This window comes from Pseudomonas sp. 203-8 (genome assembly GCF_020708595.1).
GTDB lineage: Bacteria > Pseudomonadota > Gammaproteobacteria > Pseudomonadales > Pseudomonadaceae > Pseudomonas > Pseudomonas aeruginosa.
The window spans coordinates 233,939-257,565 of sequence record NZ_JAJFDF010000008.1; the positions used below are offsets into that span (position 1 = coordinate 233,939).

General features: G+C 67.4%; 26 protein-coding genes. 13 read left to right on the forward strand and 13 right to left on the reverse strand.

What is annotated here, in order from left to right:
- Positions 1-19 precede the first annotated feature (19 nt).
- Positions 20-991: a FecR domain-containing protein gene (locus tag LJF27_RS19980; RefSeq protein WP_023117218.1), complete on the reverse strand. Its 972-nt coding sequence runs from the start codon at positions 989-991 to the stop codon at positions 20-22.
- Entirely contained in the window at positions 988-1,506 is a 519-nt protein-coding gene (locus tag LJF27_RS19985) for an RNA polymerase sigma factor (RefSeq protein WP_003084762.1), read from the reverse strand. Before LJF27_RS19985 ends, LJF27_RS19980 begins: the two co-directional genes overlap by 4 nt.
- A 168-nt stretch (positions 1,507-1,674) precedes the next feature.
- Here LJF27_RS19985 and LJF27_RS19990 point away from each other — a divergent pair, with 168 nt between their 5' ends.
- The 3 genes from LJF27_RS19990 to LJF27_RS20000 all read left to right on the forward strand — a co-directional run bounded on the left by LJF27_RS19990 (position 1,675) and on the right by LJF27_RS20000 (position 3,587).
- A complete protein-coding gene (locus LJF27_RS19990; protein ID WP_003105233.1) occupies positions 1,675-2,424 on the forward strand; it encodes a glutathione S-transferase family protein in 750 nt (249 codons plus the stop codon).
- Positions 2,425-2,563: 139 nt separating this feature from the next.
- The gene (locus tag LJF27_RS19995) at positions 2,564-2,968 is read left to right on the forward strand and encodes a PaaI family thioesterase (protein ID WP_025921017.1); all 405 of its coding nucleotides are present in this window, start codon (positions 2,564-2,566) and stop codon (positions 2,966-2,968) included.
- A 49-nt stretch (positions 2,969-3,017) separates the two neighbouring features.
- A complete protein-coding gene (locus LJF27_RS20000; protein ID WP_003084771.1) occupies positions 3,018-3,587 on the forward strand; it encodes a TetR/AcrR family transcriptional regulator in 570 nt (189 codons plus the stop codon).
- Positions 3,588-3,620: 33 nt separating this feature from the next.
- On the opposite strand, the gene LJF27_RS20005 is transcribed toward LJF27_RS20000, so the two are convergent.
- Both LJF27_RS20005 and LJF27_RS20010 read right to left on the reverse strand, forming a co-directional pair.
- Positions 3,621-5,270, reverse strand: a complete 1,650-nt coding sequence (locus LJF27_RS20005; RefSeq protein WP_023117216.1) for an NCS1 family nucleobase:cation symporter-1 — start codon at positions 5,268-5,270, stop codon at positions 3,621-3,623.
- 347 nt (positions 5,271-5,617) lie between these two features.
- Positions 5,618-6,544, reverse strand: coding sequence for a LysR substrate-binding domain-containing protein (locus tag LJF27_RS20010; protein ID WP_003117923.1), 927 nt, complete (start codon positions 6,542-6,544; stop codon positions 5,618-5,620).
- A gap of 87 nt (positions 6,545-6,631) precedes the next feature.
- On the opposite strand from LJF27_RS20010, the gene LJF27_RS20015 reads away from it, so the two are divergent.
- On the forward strand, positions 6,632-7,108 hold the full coding sequence (locus tag LJF27_RS20015; RefSeq protein ID WP_003084777.1) for a GNAT family N-acetyltransferase: 477 nt from the start codon (positions 6,632-6,634) through the stop codon (positions 7,106-7,108).
- A gap of 78 nt (positions 7,109-7,186) precedes the next feature.
- On the opposite strand, the gene LJF27_RS20020 is transcribed toward LJF27_RS20015, so the two are convergent.
- On the reverse strand, positions 7,187-8,125 hold the full coding sequence (locus tag LJF27_RS20020; protein ID WP_023117215.1) for a LysR family transcriptional regulator: 939 nt from the start codon (positions 8,123-8,125) through the stop codon (positions 7,187-7,189).
- A gap of 103 nt (positions 8,126-8,228) precedes the next feature.
- Here LJF27_RS20020 and pcaD point away from each other — a divergent pair, with 103 nt between their 5' ends.
- Together pcaD and LJF27_RS20030 are read left to right on the forward strand one after the other, a co-directional pair.
- Positions 8,229-9,026: a 3-oxoadipate enol-lactonase gene (gene pcaD / locus LJF27_RS20025; protein WP_004346523.1), complete on the forward strand. Its 798-nt coding sequence runs from the start codon at positions 8,229-8,231 to the stop codon at positions 9,024-9,026.
- A gap of 42 nt (positions 9,027-9,068) precedes the next feature.
- Complete coding sequence (locus LJF27_RS20030; protein WP_003105223.1) at positions 9,069-9,512, forward strand: hypothetical protein; 444 nt, start codon at positions 9,069-9,071, stop codon at positions 9,510-9,512.
- A 47-nt stretch (positions 9,513-9,559) separates the two neighbouring features.
- Here LJF27_RS20030 and LJF27_RS20035 read toward each other — a convergent pair whose 3' ends face one another.
- Complete coding sequence (locus LJF27_RS20035; protein ID WP_003105217.1) at positions 9,560-11,737, reverse strand: malate synthase G; 2,178 nt, start codon at positions 11,735-11,737, stop codon at positions 9,560-9,562.
- Between the two features lie 306 nt (positions 11,738-12,043).
- On the opposite strand from LJF27_RS20035, the gene LJF27_RS20040 reads away from it, so the two are divergent.
- Both LJF27_RS20040 and LJF27_RS20045 read left to right on the forward strand, forming a co-directional pair.
- Positions 12,044-12,487, forward strand: a complete 444-nt coding sequence (locus tag LJF27_RS20040) for a GNAT family N-acetyltransferase (protein ID WP_003105215.1) — start codon at positions 12,044-12,046, stop codon at positions 12,485-12,487.
- Positions 12,488-12,518: 31 nt separating this feature from the next.
- Positions 12,519-13,034: a glycine cleavage system protein R gene (locus LJF27_RS20045; protein ID WP_003084789.1), complete on the forward strand. Its 516-nt coding sequence runs from the start codon at positions 12,519-12,521 to the stop codon at positions 13,032-13,034.
- A 689-nt stretch (positions 13,035-13,723) separates the two neighbouring features.
- On the opposite strand, the gene rarD is transcribed toward LJF27_RS20045, so the two are convergent.
- The 7 genes from rarD to LJF27_RS20080 form a co-directional block, all read right to left on the reverse strand.
- Positions 13,724-14,620 (reverse strand): EamA family transporter RarD, encoded by an 897-nt coding sequence (gene rarD / locus LJF27_RS20050; RefSeq protein WP_003103301.1) that lies wholly within the window; start codon positions 14,618-14,620, stop codon positions 13,724-13,726.
- Positions 14,621-14,822: 202 nt separating this feature from the next.
- Positions 14,823-15,797 carry a serine/threonine protein kinase gene (locus LJF27_RS20055; protein WP_003084794.1) on the reverse strand — a complete coding sequence of 325 codons (975 nt, stop codon included), beginning with the start codon at positions 15,795-15,797 and terminating at the stop codon, positions 14,823-14,825.
- A gap of 61 nt (positions 15,798-15,858) precedes the next feature.
- Positions 15,859-16,617 carry a TOBE domain-containing protein gene (locus LJF27_RS20060; protein WP_023117214.1) on the reverse strand — a complete coding sequence of 253 codons (759 nt, stop codon included), beginning with the start codon at positions 16,615-16,617 and terminating at the stop codon, positions 15,859-15,861.
- Positions 16,618-16,684: 67 nt separating this feature from the next.
- Entirely contained in the window at positions 16,685-17,005 is a 321-nt protein-coding gene (locus LJF27_RS20065; protein ID WP_003117926.1) for a YfiM family lipoprotein, read from the reverse strand.
- Between the two features lie 41 nt (positions 17,006-17,046).
- Entirely contained in the window at positions 17,047-17,772 is a 726-nt protein-coding gene (locus LJF27_RS20070; protein WP_003103309.1) for a ComF family protein, read from the reverse strand.
- A gap of 138 nt (positions 17,773-17,910) precedes the next feature.
- Entirely contained in the window at positions 17,911-18,204 is a 294-nt protein-coding gene (locus LJF27_RS20075; protein WP_003084806.1) for a hypothetical protein, read from the reverse strand.
- Between the two features lie 53 nt (positions 18,205-18,257).
- Entirely contained in the window at positions 18,258-19,184 is a 927-nt protein-coding gene (locus LJF27_RS20080; RefSeq protein WP_003118849.1) for a LysR family transcriptional regulator, read from the reverse strand.
- Between the two features lie 117 nt (positions 19,185-19,301).
- On the opposite strand from LJF27_RS20080, the gene LJF27_RS20085 reads away from it, so the two are divergent.
- The 5 genes from LJF27_RS20085 (at position 19,302) to LJF27_RS20105 (ending at position 23,619) form a co-directional block, all read left to right on the forward strand.
- Positions 19,302-20,060, forward strand: coding sequence for a 5-oxoprolinase subunit PxpA (locus tag LJF27_RS20085; protein WP_003103315.1), 759 nt, complete (start codon positions 19,302-19,304; stop codon positions 20,058-20,060).
- Positions 20,061-20,136: 76 nt separating this feature from the next.
- Positions 20,137-20,385, forward strand: a complete 249-nt coding sequence (locus LJF27_RS20090; protein ID WP_003084813.1) for an acetyl-CoA carboxylase — start codon at positions 20,137-20,139, stop codon at positions 20,383-20,385.
- A gap of 10 nt (positions 20,386-20,395) precedes the next feature.
- A complete protein-coding gene (locus LJF27_RS20095) occupies positions 20,396-21,772 on the forward strand; it encodes an acetyl-CoA carboxylase biotin carboxylase subunit (RefSeq protein WP_003113254.1) in 1,377 nt (458 codons plus the stop codon).
- 1 nt (position 21,773) lies between these two features.
- Entirely contained in the window at positions 21,774-22,652 is an 879-nt protein-coding gene (locus LJF27_RS20100) for a 5-oxoprolinase subunit B family protein (RefSeq protein ID WP_023115725.1), read from the forward strand.
- A complete protein-coding gene (locus tag LJF27_RS20105) occupies positions 22,642-23,619 on the forward strand; it encodes a biotin-dependent carboxyltransferase family protein (RefSeq protein WP_023117213.1) in 978 nt (325 codons plus the stop codon). Before LJF27_RS20100 ends, LJF27_RS20105 begins: the two co-directional genes overlap by 11 nt.
- The last annotated feature ends 8 nt before the right edge of the window (positions 23,620-23,627 follow it).

Consider the following 23,627-nt stretch of genomic DNA (forward strand, 5'->3'; position numbering starts at 1 on the left):
TTTCGCCGGCCCGTTCGGTTCAGCGTGGCACCACTTCGAACCACCAGGCGTTGTGCCTTACGCTGCGCACCCGCAGGCTCGGCTCCAAAGCCTGAAGGGCGAGGCGGGTGTCCTTCAGCGGGAAACTGCCGGTGACGCGCAGGTCGGCGATGCTCGGGTCGACCCGCAGCAGCGCCGGCGAATAGCGCCCCAGTTCCGCCACCAGGTCGGCCAGCCGGGCGTTCTCTACCACCAGCATGCCTTGTGCCCAGGCGCCGGCCAGGGCCGGGGCCGCTTCGCTGGCCTGCAGGCCTTGCGGCAGGATCAGCACCTGCTGGCCTTCCTTGATCACACGCTCTTCGCTGAGCGTTTCCGCGCGCGCGGCCACCGCCGACTGCAACACGGTGAGGCGCGTGCCGGGTTCCTCGCGGCGCACCAGGAAGCGCGTGCCGAGGGCGCGCATGTCGCCATCGGCGCTGCTGACCACGAAGGGGCGCGGGTCGCCATGGGCGGTTTCCACCAGGATCTCGCCGGCCAGTAGCACGACCTGGCGGCGTTCGCCGTCGAAGCGGACGTCGATGGCGCTGCGGCTGTTCAGGCGCACATGAGTGGCATCCGGGAGGGTCAGCTCGCGCTGCTCGCCGGTGGCGCTGTAGGCATCGGCCAGCAGGTAGCGGACCGGGACGTAGCGGTTGGCCACGCCGAGCCCGACGCCTAGCGCCAGCACTAGCCCCAGGGCGCTGCCGCCGAGCCGGCGCAGGCGGCGCTTGAAGCGTGCGTTGCCGGACAGCAGGGCGTTGCGCGCCGGCCCGTTGGCGGCTCTCGCCAGGTGCCGGTCGAGGCCGCCGAGCTGTTCCCAGGCGCGTTCGTGTTCGGGATGCGCCGCGTACCAGCGGTGGAAGGCGCGGTGATCGTCGGGATGGGCTTCGCCGGAGTCGAGCAGCAATTGCCAGGCGATGGCTTCGTCGAGCACCCGCGCGCGTACCGGCGAATGACGATCGTCGGCGCTCACCGGGGCTCTCCGTAGAGGGCGATGTAGCACTGGCGCAGGCCCTGGGCCAGGTATTGGCGCACGCGCGGCACCGAGACTCCGAGACGCTCGGCGATCTCCGCGTGGGGCATGCCGTCCAGGCGGCTATAGAGAAACGCGCTGCGCGCCTTCAGCGACAGCGTGCCAAGCAGGCGATCGATCTCGCGGAGATCCTCGAGAATCAGGTACTGCTCTTCGGCCGAAGGCTGTTCTGCTTCCGGAACCAGCGCCAGTTCGGCGAGATAGGCCTGCTCAAGGGCGGCGCGGCGGAAGTGGTCGATCATCAGGCCGCGCGCCACCTTCGCCAGGAACGCGCGCGGTTCGCGCAGGCCGGGCAGCTCCGGGCGGCCGAGGAGGCGAACGAAGGTGTCCTGGCTGAGGTCTTCGGCGCGCTGGCGGCAGCCGAGGTTGCGGTTCAGCCAGGCAAGCAGCCAGCCGCGGTGGTCCCGGTACAGGCTACCCACGAATTCGCTGTTGCTGACGTCACCCGCCGACACGACCGCTCCCCATCCCGAAACGGGATTGAATGGAAAAACGAGAATTATTCGCAAATGATCGCAAAGTGCGACTATCCCTGCAATTGGCGTCCGTCGGGAAGCCACTTGAGTCGTCCCGCTGGTTTGCCGGAGGATCGGTGTTCCCATAACAAGAACAGGAGTCTCGCCGTGGCCGAACCTTTGCTGATCATCGGTTCCTATCTGTCCCCCTATGTGCGCAAGGTGCTGGTGCTGCTGGAACTGAAAGGCATCGCCTACCGCATCGACCCCATCGTGCCGTTCTTCGGCGACGAGGCCTTCGAGCGCCTCAGTCCGTTGCGCCAGATTCCGGTGCTGGTGGACGGTGACTTCGTCCTCAACGATTCCAGCGTGATCTGCCAGTACCTGGAGGAGCGCTACCCGCAGCCGAGCCTGTATCCCGTCGACATCGGCCAGCGCGCCCAGGCCCGCTGGCTGGAGGAGTACGCCGATTCGCGGCTGGGCCAGGTGATCATCTGGCAGTTGTTCCACCAGTTGGTGATCAACCGTGGCATCTGGCAGCGCGAACCCGACCAGGCGATCCTGCAACGCACCTACGACGAAGACCTGCCATCGATCTGCAACTACCTGGAAGGGCGGGTCCCGCCGAGCGGCTGGCTGTGCGGCGAGCTGTCCATCGCCGATGTCGCCGTCGCCTGCCTGTTCCGCAATGCCCAGTTGGCGCGCTACCAGGTCGACGGCGAGCGCTGGCCGCGCCTGGCGCGCCTGTTGGCTGACGCTTTCGCCCTGCCGGCCTTCCAGCATCTGGCGCGTTTCGAGAAGGCCACCGCGCAGACCCCGGTCGCCGAACAGCGCCAGGCGCTGCGCGAGGCCGGCGCGCCGCTCAGCGCGACCAGCCACGCCCGCGAGCGGCCGGTGCGCGGTCCGATGAGCCGCTGAGAGGGAGTGCGGGCGGCGCCCAGGGCGCCGTCCTGATGAAGCGCCATTCAGCGCCTCGATAAGACCTTCGCGGCGCTGGTGGATCCAGCGTCCGGGCATATTTTATATAGACCAGTCTATATAAAGCGGAGGCCGCACCGTGATGAACGTCCCCGAAGGGTTCCAGCCGCTGTTCCGCAGCAGTCCGTTGCTCGACCTGCTCGGTCCTTTCTTCTGCCGGCAGGACTCCCAGCGCCAGTGGGTGGTGGCGCTGCGCATCGACGAAAAGCACTGCAACCACGGTGGCACCGCCCACGGCGGCCTGCTCTCGACCCTGGCCGACGTTGGCCTCGGCTACGCCATGGCGTTCTCCCGCGAACCGCCGCAGCCGATGGTCACCGTCGGCCTGCGCCTGGACTTCTGCGGGGTCGCGCGGGTCGGCGACTGGCTGGAGGTGCATACCCGGGTCGACAAGCTCGGCCAGCGCATGGCCTTCGCCTCGGCCCGGCTGCACAGCGGCGAGCGCCTGGTGGCCAGCGCCAGCGGCGTGTTTCATCTGCCCTGAGGCTCGGGCATGCTTGCCCGGTCGTCTGCCGTGAGTTGGGGAGTCAGGTTTGCCGAAGAAGTCCAATGCCGCCGAACGGATCGTCCATGCCACCGCCTCGCTGCTGGCCAGCCGCGGGTATTTCGGCACCGGGCTGAGCGACATCATCGCTCGCGCCGAGGCGCCGAAAGGCTCGCTCTATCACTATTTCCCCGAGGGCAAGCCGCAGATCGCCAGCGCCGCGATCGGCTTCGTCGCCGACGAGGTGGCGTCCTTCCTCGACCGCGCCGGGACCCAGGCCCCCCATGCGCGCAACGTCCTCCGCCAGTTCACCGCGACCCTGCGTGGCTGGCTGGAGCATTCGCGTTTCGAAGAGGCCTGCCCGGTGCTTTCCACCAGCCTGAGCATCGACGCCGAGCTGGCCCCGGTGCACGCTGAATGCCGCCGGGCGCTCCGCGCCTGGCACGCCAGCATCGAGCGTGCGTTGCGCGCCGACGGACTGGCGGAAAAGCTCGCCGCCTCGCGCGCCTGGCTGATCCTCGCGGCGCTGGAGGGGGCGGTCGCGGTGGCCCGCGTCGAGCGGTCGTTCCAGGCGCTGGATGCGATCGAGGAAGAATTGCAGGCGCTACTGCCGGCCTAGGCGGGTGTCGCGCCCAGGCCGGCCAGGTATCCGTCAGTGCTGCACGCTGTCCACCGCGATCGCTTCGCCGGAAACCTCGCGGTAGGCCGTGCGGCGCTTGGCCAGGGCGTAGTGGATCAGGCCGGCCAGGCCGGCGCCGAAGAACCAGGAGAACGGCGATAGCTCGGCGAATGCCGGCAACAATGCCAGCAGGGTGGAGATGATCGCCGCCGGGACGAACGCGGCGATGGCCCGCGGGTTCACCCCTCGCGCGTAGTGATAGGCGCCGGCGCGGCTTTCGGTGTACAGCTCCGGCAGGTTCACCCGGCCTTTCCGCACCAGGTAGTAGTCGACCATGATGATCCCGTACAGCGGGCCGAGCAGCGCGCCGAGGCCGCCGAGGAAGTAGAGGATCACCCCGGGGCTGTTGTACAGGTGCCAGGGCAGGATCAGCACTGCGATGGTCGCGCTGATCAGCCCGGCGCGGCGGAAGTTCAGCAGGTTCGGCGCCAGGTTGGTGAGTACGTAGGCCGGGGCGACGAAGTTGGCCATGATGTTCACCGCCACGGTGACGATCAGCAGCGCCAGGCTGGCCAGCACCAGGAAGAGGGTGTCGGGGATCGCGGCGACGATGTCGGTGGGGCTCTGGATGAGCTGGCCGTCGATCCTGAACTGGGCGCCGGCGAGGACCACCGCGAACAGGCCGAACAGCAGGATGTTCACCGGCAGCCCCCAGAAGTTGCCGACGCTGATGGTGCGGCGGTCCGGGCAGCCGCGGGCGAAGTCGCAGAAGTTCAGGATCATGGTGCCGTACAGGGTCACCCAGAACGCCGCGCCGCCGAAGATCTTCAACCACATCTGCGAACCGCTCATGGGTTCGCCGCTGGACCAGGCGATGGAGGCGCCGGCGCGCAGGTACATCCAGGCGGCGAGGGCGGCGACGGTGAGCAGGATCACCGGTCCGGCGAAGGATTCGTAGCGACGCACCATCTCCATGCCGTAGGCGAAGATCAGCAGTTGCACGCACCAGATGGCGACGAAGGTCGCCCAGCCCAGGCTCGACAGGCCGAGGATGGCGTCCTGGTCGTAGGCTGCGAGCCCCGGCCAGATCGCCGTCAGCAGCACGCGCAGGACGATGGAGGCGAGATAGGTCTGGATGCCGAACCAGGCGATGGCGATCACCGCGCGGATCAGCGCGGGGAGTTGCGCGCCGTGGATGCCGAAGGCGATGCGGCACATCACCGGGTAGGGCAGCCCGATCTTCTGGCCCATGTAGCCGGACAGGTTCATCAGCCCGTAGACCATCAGCGCGCCCAGGGCCAGCGCGGCGAGGATCTGCGCGCCGCTCATGCCGAGGGCGAAGAGGCCGATGGCGAAGGAGTAGTTGGCGATATTGTGCACGTCGTTGGTCCACAGCGCGAACAGGCTGTAGCGTCCCCAGCGGCGCCCTTCGGCCTTGGTCGGGGCGAGATCGGCGCTGTACAGGCGCGGGCTCAGCGGCGGCAGTTCGGGGCCGGCGTGATGGCTGGCGCGGGGCAGGCAATCGAGACTGGCGGGAGTGCCCAGGTCCAGGCGCGCCGCCGAGAACTCCGCTGCGCGCAGCCCGGCGCGTGGCAGGCAGTCGAGACTGGCCGGAGTGCCCAGGTCGAGCAGCGAGGGAGAAAACTCGCGGGGCGAGGCGGGCGGCTTCGGGGTGCTGGACATGGCGGTCTCCTCCGGCAGTCGGAAGAACTCGGCGCGAGGTCGGGTTCGTCTGTTGTTTTTGTATACAAGAATTTCGAAGATTTAAGCCAGTTATGTGCCAACCGATCCTCGACCGAATTTTCCGCGCTCTGCGGAAACCGGCCTTTCGGCGGCAAGCCCCTGAAACCGCTTGGGAAAAAGCTGTCGCTTCGATCAGGTAAGAATTTCGAACCGATTCATAGGCTTATGCAGACGGACGAGGGAGAGGGAAAAAAAGCGGGACGCCAGGAGGTCGCATTGGGAAAATTGTGCACAATAATTGTGCCCAGTGTTACCGCCGCGCCCGTCGACGGTGCGCGGCGCGAAGCTCAGCCCGTCCGGGAAATATCCAGGCCCTTCAACTGCCCGATCATCCACGCATGGGCGTCACGCCCGACATGCTGGACGTGGCTGTAGAGCCGCAGCACGTAGGGTGGAATGTCGAACGGCGCGGGATACAGGGCGAGGCCGGCGGCGTCCGCCAGGGCCCGTGCGGCATGTCGCGGAGCGGTGAGCAGGAAATCGGTGGAGCCTGCCAGGAACAGCGCCGCCAACACCGTCGGCAGTTGCACCGCCACTTCGCGACGCAGGCCGGAGCGGGCCAGCAGCCGGTCGATCACCCCGCTGTCCTCGTTCCACGGCGTCACCACCGCATGCCGTTCGGCCAGGTAGCCCTCCAGCGTCGGCGCCCCGGCGAGGCGCGGGTGGTCGCGCCGCGCTACCACCACGTAGCGGTCGGCGAACCAGTCATGGGCCTGGATGCCTTCGGGCAGGCGCTCGTGTTCCTCGTCGTAGCCGAGGGCGAAATCGATCCGCCCGCTGGCCAGGGCCTCCACCGACAGCTTGCGTTCCGCATTGACCAGGCGCAGGCGCACTCCGGGCGCGCTGTGCTGCAGGCGGTTCATCAGCGGCGGAAGCAGGGCGAAAGCGGTGTAGTCGGTGGCGGCGAAGACGAAGGTGCGCTGGCTCTGTCCCGGTACGAACGGCCGCCACTCTTCCAGCCCCTCGCCGAGGGCGCGCAGAGCGGCGGCCACCGCAGCGGCCAGGTGCTCGGCACGCTGGGTCGGCTGCATGCGGTTGCCCTGGCGCAGGAACAGCTCGTCGTCCAGCCCCTGGCGCAGGCGCCCCAGCGCATGGCTGAAGGCCGAGGCGCTGATCGCCAGTTCGCTGGCTGCGGTGCCGACGTTGCGGTGGCGATACAGGGCGTCGAAGACAAGCAGGAGGTTGAGATCGAGGCGGCGCAGCAGGGGATGCATGTTATTCAGTTGCCGATGAGAAGAATGCACTTCATGCATCTTAGCAGTCGCACTAGGATGGCCGGATCCCCCACCGGAAGGTTGCCCATGACTCTCGAAATCCGTCCCGCCGTACCGGCCGACGCCGAACAGATCCTTGCCTTCATCATCGAACTGGCCGACTACGAGCGCGCCCGCCATGAGGTGGTCACCGATGTCGAAGGCATCCGCCGCAGTCTGTTCGCCGAAGGCTCGCCGACCCGCGCGCTGATGTGCCTGAGCGAAGGCCGGCCGATCGGCTATGCGGTGTATTTCTACAGCTACTCGACCTGGCTGGGGCGCAACGGCATCTACCTCGAAGACCTCTACGTCACCCCTGAGTACCGTGGCGTCGGCGCCGGTCGCCGGCTGCTCCGCGAGCTGGCCCGCGAGGCCGTGGCCAACGACTGCGGACGCCTGGAGTGGAGCGTGCTGGACTGGAACCAGCCGGCCATCGACTTCTACCGCTCCATCGGCGCGCTGCCGCAGGACGAGTGGGTGCGCTACCGGCTGGATGGCGAGGCGTTGCGCAAGATGGCGGAGTAGCTGGCGGCAAGCCGGCGTTGATGCCGGGGGAGTGCGTGGGGGTAGGGCGAATAGCGCCTGGCGATATCCGCCACCTTTTCACCGAGGACGCCTGACGCCCTCCGCCCTGTCGCCGCTTTTCCCCCGCAACGTCGTAGCGTTGTCCCGCAGGAACGCCCACAGGCGTTCCGCTACCGGGCCCTGCGCGCGATCGCGCCGGCGCGCCGCCACCACCTCTTCGCTGCGTCCTGGCAGATGCGGCCCGGCCAGTGCGAGCAGGCGGCCGTCGGCCAGTTCCTCGTCGACCAGGAAGTCCGGCAGGTGCCCCCAGCCGAGGCCCTGGAGGATCACCTCTTTCTTCGTTCGCTGGTCCGGCACGCTGCACTGTCGCGCGCCGGCGAGCATGAAATAGTCCGTCGGCGGAGAATGGCGGGCGCTGTCGCGCATCACGCACTGGGCGAAGGGGCGCAGTTGTTCCGGGCGCACCGGTCGCGGCGGAGGATCGCCGAGCAGGCCCGGTGCGATGACCGGGACCAGCCCGACCCTGCACAGGTCGAGCCATTCCAGGCGTGGGTCGGACTTGTCCACGCGATGCAGGATCAGGTCGGCCTCGCCGTCCAGCAGGCGCTCCAGCGGGCCGCTGACGGTTTCGAACAGCAATTGCAGGCGGGTCTGCGGCTGGCTGCCGAAGAACCCTGCGAGCAGCGCCAGGGCCGGGCGCGGCGGGCAGAGGTCGCCCAGTACCACGCGCAGCTCGCTTTCCTCGCCCTGGGCCAGGTGCGCGGCGTGGCCCCGCAGCCCTTCCAGTTCGTAGAGCAGGGCCTGGGCACGCTGGTGGAAGGAGCGACCGGCGGCGGTCAGGCCGACCCGGTAGCCGCCTCGTTCCAGCAGCACCAGGCCGAGCTGGCGCTCCAGCCTGGCAACGGCGGCGAACACCGCCGGATGGGAGCGGTGCAGGCGCTGTGCGGCGGCCTGGAAGCCGCCGGCGTCGACCACTGCGTCGAAGCATTGGAGGTCGTGGAGGGTGAAATCGTGCATGTCAGCTTCCCTGACAGAGTCGTTCCATTCTTTGTAGTTTTTCCCAGGGGCCGTCGCAACTAGCCTGGCGTGCATGGCAATCACCCTGACCCCGGAGGCTCCCATGGGCAACCTGTCTTTTCTCGCTACCAGCGATGGCGCCAGCCTCGCCTATCGCCTGGACGGTGCGGCGGAGAAACCGCTGCTGGCGCTCTCCAACTCCATCGGTACCACCCTGCACATGTGGGATGCGCAACTCCCGGCACTGACCCGGCACTTCCGCGTCCTGCGCTACGACGCCCGTGGCCATGGCGCCTCCAGCGTGCCGCCGGGGCCCTATACCCTGGCCCGGCTGGGCGAGGACGTACTGGAGCTGTTCGACGCGCTGGAGGTACGGCGCGCGCATTTCCTCGGCCTGTCCCTGGGCGGGATCGTCGGCCAGTGGCTGGCGCTGCATGCGCCGCAGCGGATCGAGCGGCTGGTGCTGGCCAACACCTCGGCCTGGCTCGGCCCGGCGGCGCAGTGGGACGAGCGCATCGCCGCGGTGCTGCAGGCCGAGGACATGAGCGAGACCGCCGCGGGCTTCCTCGGCAACTGGTTTCCGCCGGCGCTGCTGGAGCGCGCCGAGCCCGTCGTCGAGCGCTTCCGGGCGATGCTCATGGCCACCAACCGGCACGGCCTGGCCGGCTCCTTCGCGGCGGTGCGCGATACCGACCTGCGCGCGCAACTGGCGCGGATCGAGCGGCCGACCCTGGTGATCGCAGGGGCGTACGACACGGTCACCGCCGCCAGCCACGGCGAGCTGATCGCCACGTCGATTGCCGGGGCCAGGCTGGTTACGCTGTCGGCGGTGCATCTGTCGAACGTCGAGTTCCCGCAGGCGTTCGAAGGCGCGGTGCTGAGCTTTCTCGGCGCAGCCTGATTAGGCTATCGTCGCGGCTTTTCCCTCGGCGCAGGAGCCGACATGAACGAGCCGGGCAGTTTCATCTGGACGTGGTACGGGCAGGATGAGCATCGATGGGTCCTGCTCAGCGCAGAGGCGTTCCTGGCGCTCGATTTCCTGGCCCTTGACGGTGCCATGCAGAGAGAGACCATCGGCAGTTGCCCGGGCTGCTCTACCTGGTCGGAGAAGGTCGTGCCGTTGCACGAGTGGCTCGAAGGCTGTCCGGGTCACCAGGCCGGGAGTTTTCGCGATGCCTTGAGGCGTGTCTGGGCGCTGTGCAACGAGCTGCCCGAGGAAGCGCTGGGCTGCTTCGACTTCGACATCTATGCCCACCCCGGATGGCAGGCGGTACGTCGAGAGGCCCGGGAGGCGCTGCGGCAGAACGGTTGGGACAGCATCCGTAGCCACGCCGAGGAGCTGCGCGACGACTGTTGGGAGCGTGTGCATGGCTACCCGAAGAAATGAAAAAGCCGCCCCTCGGGGCGGCTTTTCGTTGCGCTGCGGCGAACGGCCTACAGCCCGTTCTTCGCCTTGAACTCACGGCGGCGGCGATGCAGGACCGGCTCGGTATAGCCGTTCGGCTGCCGGGTGCCTTCCACCACCAGCTCCAGGGCGGCCTGGAACGCGACGTTGTCGTCGAAGTTCGGCGCCATCGGCCGGTAGGACGGGTCGCTGGCGTTCTGCCGGTCGACCACCACGGCCATGCGCTTGAGGCTCTCGACCACCTGCTCCTGGCTGATCACGCCGTGACGCAGCCAGTTGGCCAGCAGTTGGCTGGAGATGCGCAGGGTGGCGCGGTCTTCCATCAGACCGACGTCGTTGATGTCCGGCACCTTGGAGCAGCCGACGCCCTGGTCGATCCAGCGGACGACATAGCCGAGGATGCCCTGGGCGTTGTTGTCCACCTCGTTCTTGATCTCTTCCGCGGTCCAGTTGGTGTTCGGCGCCAGCGGAATGGTCAGGATGTCGTCCACCGAGGCCGGGGTGCGCTTGGCCAGCTCGGCCTGGCGGGCGAACACGTCGACCTTGTGGTAATGCAGGGCGTGCAGGGTCGCGGCGGTCGGCGACGGGACCCAGGCGGTGTTGGCGCCGGCCAGCGGATGGCCGATCTTCTGCTCGAGCATGGCGGCCATCAGGTCGGGCATGGCCCACATGCCCTTGCCGATCTGCGCCTTGCCTTGCAGGCCGGTGGCCAGGCCGACGTCGACGTTGTTGTTCTCGTAGGCGCCGATCCACTTCTCCGACTTCATGGCGCCCTTGCGCACCACGGCGCCGGCTTCCATGGAGGTGTGGATCTCGTCGCCGGTGCGGTCGAGGAAGCCGGTGTTGATGAACACCACGCGATCCTTGGCCGCCTTGATGCAGGCCTTCAGGTTCACGGTGGTGCGGCGCTCCTCGTCCATGATGCCGACCTTCAGGGTGTTGCGCGGCAGGCCGAGGACGTCCTCGACGCGGCCGAACAGCTCGTTGGTGAAGGCGGCTTCTTCCGGACCGTGCATCTTCGGCTTGACGATATACACGCTGCCGGTGCGGCTGTTCTTGCGGCTGGTGTTGCCGTTCAGGTCATGAATGGCGATCAGGCTGGTGAACAGACCGTCCTGGATGCCTTCCGGCACTTCGTTGCCGTCCTTGTCGAGGATCGCATCGTTGGTCATCAGGTGGCCGACGTTGCGCACGAACAGCAGCGAGCGGCCGTGCAGGGTCAGTTCGGAACCGTCGGCCCTGGTGTAGACGCGGTCCGGGTTCATGGTGCGGGTGAAGGTGCTGCCGCCCTTGCTGACTTCCTCGGCCAGGTCGCCTTTCATCAGGCCCAGCCAGTTGCGGTAGATCACTACCTTGTCGTCGGCGTCGACCGCGGCGACCGAGTCCTCGCAGTCCATGATGGTGGTGAGGGCGGCTTCCATCAGCACGTCCTTCACGCCTGCGGCATCGGTCTGGCCGACCGGGCTGCTCGGGTCGATCTGGATTTCGAAGTGCAGGCCGTTGTGCTTGAGCAGTACCGCTTGCGGCTTGGCGGCGTCGCCCTGGAAGGCAAGGAACTGGCCAGCGTTCTTCAGGCCGGTTTCGCTGCCGTTCTTCAGCGCGACGACCAGCGCGCCGTTCTTCACGCTGTAGGAAGTGGCGTCGACATGGGAGCCGGACTCCAGCGGCGCGGCCTCGTCGAGGAAGGCGCGAGCGAAGGCGATGACCTTGTCGCCGCGAACCTTGTTGTAGCCCTTGCCTTTCTCGGCGCCGCCTTCTTCGCTGATCACGTCGGTGCCGTAGAGTGCGTCGTACAGCGAGCCCCAGCGGGCGTTGGAGGCGTTGAGGGCGAAGCGCGCATTCATCACCGGCACCACCAGCTGCGGGCCGGCCATGCGGGCGATCTCGTCGTCGACGTTCTGGGTGCCGGCCTGGAAGTCTTCCGCCTCGGGCAGCAGGTAGCCGATTTCCTCGAGGAAGGCCTTGTAGGCAGCTGCGTCGTGGGCCTGGCCGGCGCGAGCCTGGTGCCAGCCGTCGATCTTGGCCTGGAGTTCGTCGCGCTTGGCGAGCAGGGCTTTATTCTTCGGCGCCAGGTCGTTGATCACGGCCTCCGCACCGGTCCAGAACGTGTCGGCAGAGACGCCGGTTCCGGGGATGGCTTCGTTGTTCACGAAGTCGAACAGGACTTTGGCGACCTGCAGGCCACCGACTTGAACGCGTTCAGTCATTGTTTGCCTCACTCTGCTCTAGACCAGCTCTGGACCCGGGCCGCACGGCCTTGTAGTCCGAGCCGCGGCATACTACATGATGCCGCGGGAAAAATCAGTGGTTACGCGTCGCGTTACGACTGGATGACGCTTCACGGTCACGTTGGCCAGGCTCAATGTTCGCAAAAAAACTGTACTTTGTTCCAGATAAATCTAAAAACAGTACACGATTTATCGCGAGCCCAACTGCGGCGCGGCGTCGCAGGATGTTTCACTGCGCTGCGAGCGCCTTGCCTATACTCCCGGAATCGCCCCAGGAGCCTCGCCATGCCCGTCCATGCCGCATCCCTCGCCGATCTCGCCGACCTGGTTCCGCTGTTTTCCGCCTACCTCGACTTCTACGAAGTGCCGGCGCCGGAAGAGCAGGTTCGCGCATTCCTCGCCGAGCGCCTGCGCCAGGGCGATTCGACCCTGTTCCTGGCCAGGGATGCCGAGGCGCGGGCGCTGGGCTTCGTCCAACTCTATCCGCTGTTCGCCTCCCTGGCGCTACGACCTTCGTGGCTGCTCAGCGATCTCTACGTCCGCCCGGAGGCGCGTCGCCGGGGTGTCGGCGAGGCCCTGATGAACCAGGCCCGGGGTTTCGCCGAAAGCATGGGCGCCTGCGGCCTGCAACTGGAGACGGCGAAGACCAACCACGCCGGGCAGTCGCTCTACGAGCGCCTCGGCTATGTCCGTGACGAACAGTTCTACACTTACTGGCTGCAGCTCTGAACTCCCATTCGTCCCAGCAGGAGGCAAGCTCATGGATCACCTGGTCCTGACCGTGATCGCCACCGACCATCCCGGCCTGGTCGAGCGCATCGCCCAATGCATCGCCTCCCACGGCGGCAACTGGCTGGAAAGCCGCATGTCGCGGATGGCCGGGCAGTTCGCCGGGATACTGCGGGTGGCCGTGCCGGCGGAAGGCTACGACGAACTGGTGGAAGGGCTACAGGGCCTGTCCAGCCACGGTATCCGCGTGCTCCTGGCGGAAAGCGGGATCGAGCCGGTATGCAACTGGAAGCCTATCCACCTCGACCTGGTGGGCAACGACCGCCCCGGTATCGTGCGTGACATCACCCGGCTGCTGGCCGAGCACGGGGTGAACCTGGAGAGCCTGTCCACCGAAGTGCGCCCGGCGCCGATGAGCAGCGAACCGCTGTTCCATGCCGATGCGCTGCTGGCGGTGCCGCTGACCCTGTCGCTGGACACCCTGCGCGAGCGACTGGAAGACCTGGCCGACGACCTGATGGTGGAGTTGGTGCTGGACGCGTCCTGAAGTTGTTCAGGAAAGCCGGGGACGGGCCTGTGGAAAAGCCTTGGGTGAAACCCTGAAGCCCAGGCGCCGCGAGGCTTGGAGGTCGTAGCGCGTTTTTTGACCAGCTGCGTTGCGGTTATTCCCAAACCAGGTGGACCAGCCTGTGGGTATTCTGTGTGGATAACCTTGCAGGCCTTTATCCATGGGCGATACAAGGGTTTGATCGTTTTCTGAGCAGCCTCTCTTGCGCTTTTGCTTGTGGATTAACCTTCGCCGCTATCGTTGCCCCTGTGCACAAATAACGTGGAGCAGTCTGTGGGTAAGCCGGGGAAAAATCCATGCAGGCCTTTATTCATCGGTATTACAGGTATCCGTACGTTTTTTGATCGATGGCTTTTCCGGTTCATCCACAGTTGCTCACAAAAGCCTTGGGCAGATTTGTGGATAAGCCTTGTGTATATCGTTGTAACCCGTGGTAAGCCTTGCATGCAGCGGTATGCTCAAAGACTGATCAGGCGCTTTGCAGGGCCTCTTCCGAAGAGTTATCCACGTGCCTGCGGAGAGGAGAAGGCAGGTATATGCACAAAGTGCGTGCATGATCCTGTGGAAAAGCCTGGGGTGGATCGCTGAGCGTCAGTCTTGGCGGGGGATAGGAAGGAGTGCGTGTTTTTTCGCCAGGCTTGGGGAGTTCCGCAAGCCTGGGGATAACGTCAGCCCGGCTGGGGAAGGCGGCGCAGGCTGCGCCAGGCGTCGAAGCTGTAGACGGCCAGGGCGAGCCAGATGAAAGCGAAGGCGGTCAGGCGGCTGGAGTCCAGATGCTCGCCGAACAGCAGGATCGCCTGTAGCAGGACCAGCGTCGGCGCCAGGTATTGCAGGAAGCCCAGGGTGGCGTAGGGCAGGTGCCTTGCCGCGGCGTTGAAGCAGACCAGCGGAACCAGCGTCACCGGGCCCGCGGCGACCACCCACAGGGCTTCCGGGGTGCTCCAGAAAGCCGTTTCGCTGGTCGGCCCGTCGGCGAAAAACAGCAACCAGACCAGCGCCAGCGGCAGCAGCAGCCAGGTTTCCACCACCAGTCCGGGCAGCGCGGCGACCGGCGCCTTTTTGCGGATCAGGCCGTAGAAGCCGAAGGTCAGGGCCAGCACCAGCGACACCCAGGGCAGGCTGCCGAGTTGCCAGACCTGCTGCGCCACGCCCAGCGAAGCCAGGGCCACCGCCAGCCATTGCAGGGGACGCAGGCGTTCCTTGAGCAGCAACATGCCGAGCATCACGTTGATCAGCGGATTGATGTAGTAGCCCAGGCTGGCTTCCAGCATGTGGCCGTTGTTCACCGCCCAGACATAGGTCATCCAGTTGCTGGCGATCAGCAGTCCGCTGGCGGCCAGCACGACGAAGCGCTGCGGATTCTGGCGCAGCTCGCGCCACCAGCCCGGGTGCTTCCAGAACAGCAGCAGGACGGCGCCGAACAGGGCCGACCAGACCGCGCGCTGGACGATGATTTCCACCGCGGGAATGCGTTCGAGCAGTTTGAAGTAGAGCGGGAACAGTCCCCAGATCACATAAGCCGTCAGGCCGAGGACATAGCCCCGACGGAGGTTGGCGGTCGCCATGGAGAATCCTTGAAACGTCAGGCAGGTAAGAATGGCCGTGCACGGTATGCACGCGCGGATGACCTGTGAATTCTAGTAGGGGGGTGGCGAGCTTGTCTGCGCACAGTTCCCGCGGAAAAGCACCGGCACACTTGCCGTTCCCTCGCCTGCCCCGCGGCGGGACGGATAGCGCCGCGCGCCATTCGCCCCGTCCGCAGGAGGCTCAGAACAGCCGCAGCGGTTCCTCGTCCAGCGCCGCCAGTTGTTCGCGCAGCACCAGCACCTGCTCGCCCCAGTAACGTTCGCTGCCGAACCAGGGGAAGCTCGGCGGGAACGCCGGGTCGTCCCAGCGCCGCGCGAGCCAGGCGCTGTAGTGCATCAGGCGGAGGCTGCGCAGGCCTTCGAGCAGCGGTAGCTGGCGCGGGTCGAAGTCGTGGAACTCGTTGTAGCCGTCGACCAGTTCGGCAATCTGCGCCAGGCGTTCGTGGCGCTCGCCGGCGAGCATCATCCACAGGTCCTGGAGGGCCGGGCCCATGCGGCAGTCGTCGAGATCGACCATATGGTAGACCTCGTCGCGGCACAGCAGGTTGCCCGGATGGCAGTCGCCGTGCAGGCGGATCGGCTGGTAGGGCACCTCGGCGAACAGGGCGTCGAGGCGTTTCAGCAGGTCGCGGGCGACCGACTCGTAGGCCGGCAGCAGGCTCCTGGGGATGAAATTGCCTTCCAGCAGGGTGGCCAGCGAGGCGTGGCCGAAGTTATCCACAGCGAGCGCCTCGCGGTGCTCGAACGGCCGCGTGGCGCCGACCGCGTGCAGGCGGCCGAGCAACTGGCCGAGGCGGTAGAGCTGGTCGAGATTGCCCGGCTCGGGCGCGCGCCCGCCGCGCCGCGGGAACAGGGCGAAGCGGAAGCCGGAGAATGCGAACAGGCTTTCGCCGTCGCGCGACAGCGGCGCCACCACCGGCACCTCGCATTCCGCCAGCTCGGCGGAGAAGGCGTGCTCCTCGCGGATCGCCGCGTCGCTCCAGCGGTCCGGTCGGTAGAACTTGGCGATCAGCGGCTCGCCGTCCTCGATGCCGACCTGGTACACGCGGTTTTCGTAGCTGTTGAGCGCCAGCACCCGTGCGTCGCTGAGATAGCCGAGGCTTTCCACGGCATCCAGGACGAGGTCGGGGGTCAGTTGGTCGAAGGGATGGGACATGACGGGGCATCCAAGGCTCGAAAGACCCCTAGTGTACGCAAGCCGGCGCGGGCCGGCAGGTTCACAGCGGCGTGCCGAGCAGGACCTGGGCTGGATCGAAGGAGGCGATCACCTTCTGGCCCTTCTTCAGCCCCAGGCTGGCCAGGCGTTCGCCGGACAGCAGCGCGCAGAGGGTAAGACCGCTGCCCAGGGCGATGCGCACCTCGCTGGGACCGGCCTTGGCCGCGAGGATTTCCTCCAGGGTGCCGTGCAACTGGTTCGGCTGGTCCTCGCGCGGTTCCAGCCCGACGTCCAGCCAGCCGGCCTTGATCAGCGCCAGTACCGGGCGGCCGCGACCGAGTTCGAGTTGCTCGGTGCTGGCGCGGGTGATCAGCGCCTCGATGCGTTGCTGGCCTGGCAGCTCGATGGCGATGCGGTCGTGGAAGCCTTCGCCATGGATCGACAGGACCCGCCCGTGCAATTGGTTGCGTGCGCTGGTGCGGAGCATCAGGCGGCCGATCAGGTTGAGGTCCTCGGCGTCTTCCGCGGCCTGCAACACCTGCGCTTGCAAGGCTTCCAGGCGCCGGTAGAGAGCCAGCAGGCGTTCGCCCTCGGCGGTCAGCCGGGCGCCGCCGCCGCCCTTGCCGCCGACGCTACGCTCGACCAGCGGACGCTCGGCCAGGTTGTTCAGTTCGTCGATGGCGTCCCAGGCGCCCTTGTAGCTGATGCCCACGGCCTTCGCCGCACGGGTGATGGAGCCCAGTTCGGAGATCTGCGCGAGCAGGGAGATGCGTTGCGGGCGACGGGTGACGTGCTGGGCGAGAGTGGAGAGTGCGGACATGGAGGCTTCGCTATGAGCGGACGTATACGGCGAAGGCTCCAACAGCCATGGGCAAAACGCAAGGGCGTCACTCGGCGGCCTGGTAGAGACCGTAGCCGGCGGCGGCGCCGGCCAGGTCCCAGGCGAGGTCCTTCCAGCTCCAGCCGCTGCCGGCGGAACGGCTGTCGTAGAACTCCTTGCCGACGCCGAAGGCGAGCGAGACGCTCAGGCCGAAGCGTGCCTGGCGAGCGCCGCGCAGGCCGCGGTCGTGGGCCATCTGCATGCCCGCCGCGGCAAGGGCCGCGGAACTGGCGAAATGCAGGGCTTTGTCTTCGCCCAGCCAGTCGTCTTCGGCGAAATGGCTGCAACCGCCGAGCAACAGGCAGGCCGCGACCAGCAGTGCGCGCATGGATCCTCTCCCGTATCGGTTGCGCGGCAGTTTAGCCCAGCTCAGCCGGGCTTCGGCGTGCGCGCCAGGCAGTAGACGTCGACCCGCGCGGCGCCCGCCCGGCGCAACAGGCGGGAAAGGCGCTCGGCGGTGGCCCCGGTGGTGAGCACGTCGTCCACCAGTGCCAGGTGCAGCCCGCGAACATCGCTGGCGGGCGCCAGGGCGAAGGCGTGGCGCAGGTTGCGCCGCCGCACCGTCGCGTCCAGTCCCTGCTGGGCCGGAGTATCCAGCACTCGCCGCAGGCTGTGCGGATCGCAGCGCAGGTCCAGCTCGCCAGCCAGTCGCTCGGCGAGCTGTTGCGCCTGGTTGAAGCCGCGACGACGTTCGCGCCGTGGCGCCAGCGGGACCGGCAGCAGGCGTGCCGGGCGCGGCAGGCCTTCGGCGTAGCGTTGCCGCAGGTGTTCCGCCAGCAACTCGCCGAGCAGCCGCCCCAGCGGCCAGGCCGCCTGGTGCTTGAAGCGGTTGATCAGGCTGTCGAGCGGAAAGGCGTAGCGCCAGGGCGCGATCGCCTGTTCATAGGCCGGCGGGCGGCGCAGGCACTCGCCGCACACCTGGCCGTCCAGCGGCAGGGGCAGGGCGCAGCGCCGGCACTGCTGGCGCGACCAGGGCAGGTCGGCGGCACAGGCGCGGCACAGCGGGCGGGGCGGCTGGTCGCTGCGGGCGGCGCAGAGCAGGCAGGCCGGCGGCGGCAAAAGCCAGCGCGTGAGAGGACGAAGCGGGAACGACATGGCGGGACTTCCTGGCGGATGTCGCACCATGCAACCGCAGGCGCGCGCCGCCGACCAGCCGTTGCCAGCGGGTTCGGAACTCGCCTGTGGATAACCGAAACCTTCCTTCGCTCCTTGCGGAAACGGCCGACGCGTGGATCAGTGGATGAGCCAGCTCATGACGATCAGGCCGAGCACCGTCCAGATCACCCCGCCGACTATCGAGCGGCGCATGAAGGCGCGTATACCGCTGTAGAGCAGCAACAGGCCGAGCACCAGGAAGACGAAGCTGAACAGCGATGCGTCCATGCCGATGGCCCTGGCCAGGCCGTGGAGGAAGTCGTCCATGGCGCCCCAGATGCCGCCCAGCAGGCCGGAGAGCAGGTCCACCACGAAGCGGATCGCCCTGCCCAGCATCTCGCCCAGTCCGTCGAAAAAGCCTTCTGTACCCATGAGTGTCCTGTCCTGAGTGTTCCCAGCGTTGGATCAGAGATTAGCCGCCGGGTTCAGCGCCGGCTGCTGCTTTGCTGCGGAGCGAGGAACGACTGGCGGAAGTATTCGCGGAACGCGCGCATCCCGGCGCTCGCTTCGGTGTCGCGGCGCCAGGCCAGGCCGACGCTCATCGACGGCACCGGGTCGACCAGCGATAGCGTCTCGATGCGTTTGCCTTCCAGCGACCAGGGCCGGTACACCAGGTCGGAGAGGATGGCCACGCCGGAGCCGTTGGCGACCATGCTGCGCACCGCTTCCACCGAACTGGTATGGAGGATCACCTGTGGCCGGTGTCCGCTCTGTTGCCAGTAGCGCAGCGCGCTCTGCCCGGCCTCGTCGACGGTGAGCATGATGTAGGGCTCGCCGGCCACGTCGGCAAGGCCCAGGTCGGCCTTCTCGCCCAGCGGATGGCGGCTGGGCAGCCACAACCGGCGCTCGGAGTTGAACAGGGTTTCGGCGGCGATCCCGGGCTCGGTGAGATTGCCGGTGAGCAGCACGGCGATGTCGTAGCGACCGTCGAGGAGGCCGCGCTCGATGCTGGCGCGCTCGTCCTCGAACAGTTGTAGCTCCAGTTCCGGGTACCACTGCGCCAGGCGTTGCAGGTGGTGGGGGAGGAAATAGCCCATCACGGTATAGCTGGCGGCGACCTTCAGGGTGCCTTCGACCCGGGTGTCCGGTTGCGGGCTGTTGAGCGCGTCGTCGACGCTGCGCTGGATCGAATAGGCGTGGTTGAGGAAGTGCCGGCCGCTGTCGGTCAGGTTCATGCCCTGGGCCGTGCGGGTGAACAGGGCGACGCCGAGCATGCCCTCCAGTTCCTGGATCGCGCTGGTCACCGCCGACTGCGAGATGTTCAGGTGGATGGCGGCCTGGGATATCTGGCCGAACTCGGCGGTGGCGATGAAGTAGCGAACCTGGCGGAGGGTCAGGGCCATGGGGAGCATCCGGAGGAGGTATCTGTTTTTCAGAAACCAGTCTATCGAATAATAAATCTACCCAATACCTTTCCCGGCTTTTACCGTGGCTCCATCCAACAACAAGACAGATGAGGCCTGCGGGCAATGACTGAAGTCGACCTCAATTCCGACATGGGCGAAGGCTTCGGCCCATGGACCATCGGCGATGGCGTGGACGCGGCGATCATGCCGCTGATCAGCAGCGCCAACATCGCCACCGGTTTCCATGCCGGCGACCCGAGCAGCATGCGCCGCACCGTGGAGATGGCCGCCGAGCATGGCGTGGCCATCGGCGCCCATCCGGGCTTCCGCGACCTGGTCGGCTTCGGGCGTCGGCACATCGCCGCGCCGGCCATCGAGCTGGTCAACGACATGCTCTACCAGCTTGGCGCACTGCGCGAATTCGCCCGGCTGCAGGGCCTGTCGCTGCAACACGTCAAGCCCCACGGCGCGCTCTACATGCACCTGGCGCGGGACGAGGTCGCCGCGCGCCTGTTCGTCGAGACCCTGCAACGCCTGGAACCGGAACTGCTGCTCTATTGCATGCCCGGTTCGGCCACCTGGCGCATCGGCCGGGAACTGGGCCAGCCGCTGGTGCGCGAGTTCTACGCCGACCGCGACTACGACCGCAGCGGCTCCATCGTCTTCACCCGGCGGGTCGCCGCCCTCGATCCGCAGCAGGTCGCCGACAAGGTCCTGCGCGCCTGCCGCGAGGGCAAGGTGCGCACCGTCGAGGGCGAGGACCTCGACATCGCCTTCGACTCGGTGTGCATCCACAGCGATACCCCCGGTGCCCTGGAGCTGGTCGCCAGCACCCGTGCGCGCCTGGAGGGCGCCGGCATCCGCATCAAGGCGCCGCGTTGAGCGCCGCTCGCCTCGGCGAGCCTCGCGACAAGCTTTTCTGCCATTTCCTACAACGTTCGAATAATGAGGATTCGTCATGGCCGAACATAACGTGCAGTCCCCCTTGCCCGGCACCTTCTATCGCAAGGCCAGCCCCGACGCGCCGCCCTACGCGGAGGTCGGGCAGGCGGTCGAGGCCGGCAGCGTGATCGGGCTGATAGAGGTGATGAAGCAGTTTTCCGAAGTGCAGGCCGGGCAGGCCGGCATACTCCAGGCGTTCCACGTGGAAGATGGCGAGGCCATCGAGCCGGGCCAGGTGCTGGCGGTGATCGCCAGCGCTACCTGAGGAGGATGCCATGCACAAGCGACTGAACAAGCTGCTGGTGGCCAATCGCGGCGAGATCGCCGTGCGCATCATCCGCGCCGCGCAGGCACTGGGCATTCCCACGGTAGCGGTGTGCAGCGAGGCGGATCGCGATTCGCTGGCCGCGCGGCTGGCCGATGAGGTACGCCTGATCGGCCCTGCGCGGGCCGACCGGAGCTACCTGGATATCGAGGCGATTCTCATGGCGGCGCGGGAAACCGGTGCCGACTCGATCCATCCCGGCTACGGTTTCCTCTCCGAGAACCCCGCCTTCGCCGAAGCGGTGCAGGCGGCCGGCCTGGTCTTCGTCGGTCCGGAGGCGCAGACCATCCGCCGCATGGGCGACAAGGCCGAGGCGCGGCGTACCGCGATGGCCGCCGGGGTGCCGGTGGTGCCGGGCTCGCCCGGCGAGCTGGGCGACCTCGACGCGGCGCTGGCTTGCGCCGAAGAGGTCGGCTATCCGCTGCTGGTCAAGGCCTCCGCCGGCGGCGGCGGGCGTGGCATCCGTATCGCCCACGACGCCGACGAACTGCGTCGGGAATTCCCCATCGCCCAGCGCGAGGCGCAGGCCGCCTTCGGTTCGCCGGCGGTGTACCTGGAGCGCTTCATCCGCCAGGCACGGCACATCGAAGTGCAGATCCTCGGCGATGGCGAGCGCGCGGTGCATCTGTTCGAACGCGAATGCTCGCTGCAGCGGCGGCGCCAGAAGGTCTTCGAGGAGGCACCTTCGGCGGCGCTGGACGGCGCGCAGCGCCAGGCCCTCTGCGAGAGCGCGGTGCGCCTGGCGCAGAGTCTCGGCTATCGTGGCGCGGGCACCCTGGAATACCTGTTCGACGCGCACAGCGGCGAGTTCTTCTTCATCGAGATGAACACCCGTATCCAGGTCGAGCATCCGGTCAGCGAGATGGTCACCGGCATCGACCTGGTCCAGGCCATGCTGCGCATCGCCGCCGGCGAGGCGCTGCCCTGGCGCCAGGAGGACATTCGCCTGAACGGCGCGGCGCTGGAGATGCGGATCAACGCCGAAGACCCGGCGCGCAATTTCTTCCCCAGCCCCGGCACCGTGGAGCGCCTGGAATGGCCGCAGGGCGAGGGCGTGCGAGTGGACAGCCACCTGTATCCCGGCTACCGGGTGCCGCCGTACTACGATTCGTTGCTGGCCAAGCTGATCGTCCATGGTCGCGACCGCGACGAAGCGTTCGCCCGCGCGCGCCAGGCGCTGGAGCGCACCGTGCTGGCCGGCATGGCCACTACCCTGCCGCTGCACCGCTGGCTGCTCGCCGATGCGCGGGTACAGGCCGCGCAGTTCGATACCGCTACCCTGGAAACCTGGCTCGCCGAGCGGACCGCCGCCGCGCAGGAGGTTTGAGATGCATGCCAACATCCGCTACAGCTTCGGCGGCGACGAGCACCTGTTCGCCGAGATCGCCGAGTCCATGTCGCTGGAAGCCTTCTTCCGCGGCATGGCGATCACCCGCGCCATCGAGACCCTGCAATTGCCCGGGGTGCTCGACGTATGCCTGGCCAACGCCTCGTTCCAGGTCCGCTTCGACCCCGACCGGCTGGCCCCGCAGGCGCTGCTGGAGACCGTACGCGGCCTGGAGGTCGAGGCGGTCGCCGCGCGCAGCATCGAGACGCGTATCGTCGAAGTGCCGGTGTTGTACAACGATCCCTGGACCCACGAGACCCTGATGCGCTTCCGCGACCGTCACCAGGACCCGGACTCCACCGACCTCGAGTACGCCGCGCGGATCAACGGCTACGCCGACGTGCAGGCGTTCATCCAGGCGCACAGCGGCACGCCGTGGTTCGTCTCGATGGTCGGTTTCGTCGCCGGCCTGCCGTTCATGTACCAGATGGTCGAGCGCGAGCGGCAGTTGCAGGTGCCCAAGTACCTGCGTCCGCGCATCGACACGCCGAAGCTGACCCTCGGCCACGGCGGTTGCTTCGGCTGCATCTATTCGGTGCGCGGTGCCGGCGGCTATCAGATGTTCGGCGTGACTCCGGCGCCGATCTTCGATCCCCGCCAGGGCCTGCCCTATCTCGAGGAATCTATGGTGTTCTTCCGCGCTGGCGACATCGTCCAGTTCCGCCCCATCGAGCGGACCGAATACGAGCGCATGGCGGCCGAAGTCGAAGCGGGCACATTTGACCTGCGCATCCGCCCGGTGAGTTTCGATCTCGACGCGTTCCTCGCCGATCCGCGAGGCTGCACGCAACATCTGCAGGAGGTGCTGTATGTCGATTAAGGTGCTCAAGCCCGGCCTCGCCACCTCGGTGCAGGACGCCGGCCGCGAAGGCCACTATCACCTGGGCATCCCGCCGTCCGGCGCGCTCGACCAGTATGCCCTGCGCGCTGCCAACTTGCTGGTGGGCAACGCACCGACCGCCGCCGTGTTGGAGTGCGCGCTGCTGGGGCCGCAGCTGGAGTTCCAGCGCGACGCCCTGGTGGCCGTGTGCGGGGCGCGCATGACGCCTCGCCTGGAGGGCGCGGAGATGCCGCTGGATACTTCCTTCCGGGTTCGCGCCGGCCAGGTCCTGGGGTTCGATTTCATCCGTGCCGGCGCCCGTGGCTATCTCGCCATCGACGGCGGCATCGCGGTAGCCGAGGTGCTGGGCAGTCGTTCGACCTACGGTCTGGGGGCGATCGGTGGCTTGCAGGGACGACGGCTGGCGGAGGGCGACCTGCTGCCCCTGGGGCCTGCCTCGCCCTCTGCCGTGGAGGGCTTGGCGCTGCCGCGTTCGCTGCAGGTGGAGGTCGGCGGCGAGGTGAGCTTGCGGGTGGTTCCCGGACTCTACGTCCATCGCCTGACCCCCGACGCGGTCGAGCGTTTCTTCGCCGAGACCTGGACCGTCGGCTCGGAGGCGGACCGCACCGGCTACCGCTTCAAGGGCGGCACGGCGCTCCGGTTCGAGCCGCGCGAACAGCCATTCGGCGCAGGCTCGGACCCGTCCAACATCGTCGACGCCTGCTATCCCATCGGCTCGATCCAGGTACCGGGCGGGCTCGAACCCATCGTCCTGCATCGCGATGCGGTGTCCGGTGGGGGATATGCCACGCTGGGCACGGTGATCAGCCCCGACCTGAACCGGCTGGCGCAGATGCAACCGAACCAGAAGGCGCGTTTCGTCGCCGTCAGCCTGGAGGAAGGTCTCGAGGCGCGTCGCCGTTACAACTGGCAAGTGCAACGACTCCAGCACTTCTTCCTGCGCTGAGTCGTCGA

Coding starts and splice junctions, on each gene's coding strand:
- LJF27_RS20065 (WP_003117926.1), bottom strand. CDS start 17,005: ATGCGCGCACTGCTGGTCGCGGCCTGCCTGTTGCTCGGCGGTTGCAGC.
- LJF27_RS20105 (WP_023117213.1), top strand. CDS start 22,642: ATGTCGATTAAGGTGCTCAAGCCCGGCCTCGCCACCTCGGTGCAGGAC.
- LJF27_RS20005 (WP_023117216.1), bottom strand. CDS start 5,270: ATGTCCAGCACCCCGAAGCCGCCCGCCTCGCCCCGCGAGTTTTCTCCC.
- LJF27_RS20045 (WP_003084789.1), top strand. CDS start 12,519: ATGGATCACCTGGTCCTGACCGTGATCGCCACCGACCATCCCGGCCTG.
- LJF27_RS20075 (WP_003084806.1), bottom strand. CDS start 18,204: ATGGGTACAGAAGGCTTTTTCGACGGACTGGGCGAGATGCTGGGCAGG.
- LJF27_RS20035 (WP_003105217.1), bottom strand. CDS start 11,737: ATGACTGAACGCGTTCAAGTCGGTGGCCTGCAGGTCGCCAAAGTCCTG.
- LJF27_RS20055 (WP_003084794.1), bottom strand. CDS start 15,797: ATGTCCCATCCCTTCGACCAACTGACCCCCGACCTCGTCCTGGATGCC.
- LJF27_RS20100 (WP_023115725.1), top strand. CDS start 21,774: ATGCATGCCAACATCCGCTACAGCTTCGGCGGCGACGAGCACCTGTTC.
- LJF27_RS20090 (WP_003084813.1), top strand. CDS start 20,137: ATGGCCGAACATAACGTGCAGTCCCCCTTGCCCGGCACCTTCTATCGC.
- LJF27_RS20030 (WP_003105223.1), top strand. CDS start 9,069: ATGAACGAGCCGGGCAGTTTCATCTGGACGTGGTACGGGCAGGATGAG.
- LJF27_RS20095 (WP_003113254.1), top strand. CDS start 20,396: ATGCACAAGCGACTGAACAAGCTGCTGGTGGCCAATCGCGGCGAGATC.
- pcaD (WP_004346523.1), top strand. CDS start 8,229: ATGGGCAACCTGTCTTTTCTCGCTACCAGCGATGGCGCCAGCCTCGCC.
- LJF27_RS20040 (WP_003105215.1), top strand. CDS start 12,044: ATGCCCGTCCATGCCGCATCCCTCGCCGATCTCGCCGACCTGGTTCCG.
- LJF27_RS20015 (WP_003084777.1), top strand. CDS start 6,632: ATGACTCTCGAAATCCGTCCCGCCGTACCGGCCGACGCCGAACAGATC.
- LJF27_RS20060 (WP_023117214.1), bottom strand. CDS start 16,617: ATGTCCGCACTCTCCACTCTCGCCCAGCACGTCACCCGTCGCCCGCAA.
- LJF27_RS20080 (WP_003118849.1), bottom strand. CDS start 19,184: ATGCTCCCCATGGCCCTGACCCTCCGCCAGGTTCGCTACTTCATCGCC.
- LJF27_RS20085 (WP_003103315.1), top strand. CDS start 19,302: ATGACTGAAGTCGACCTCAATTCCGACATGGGCGAAGGCTTCGGCCCA.
- LJF27_RS20010 (WP_003117923.1), bottom strand. CDS start 6,544: ATGCATCCCCTGCTGCGCCGCCTCGATCTCAACCTCCTGCTTGTCTTC.
- LJF27_RS20020 (WP_023117215.1), bottom strand. CDS start 8,125: ATGCACGATTTCACCCTCCACGACCTCCAATGCTTCGACGCAGTGGTC.
- rarD (WP_003103301.1), bottom strand. CDS start 14,620: ATGGCGACCGCCAACCTCCGTCGGGGCTATGTCCTCGGCCTGACGGCT.
- LJF27_RS20070 (WP_003103309.1), bottom strand. CDS start 17,772: ATGTCGTTCCCGCTTCGTCCTCTCACGCGCTGGCTTTTGCCGCCGCCG.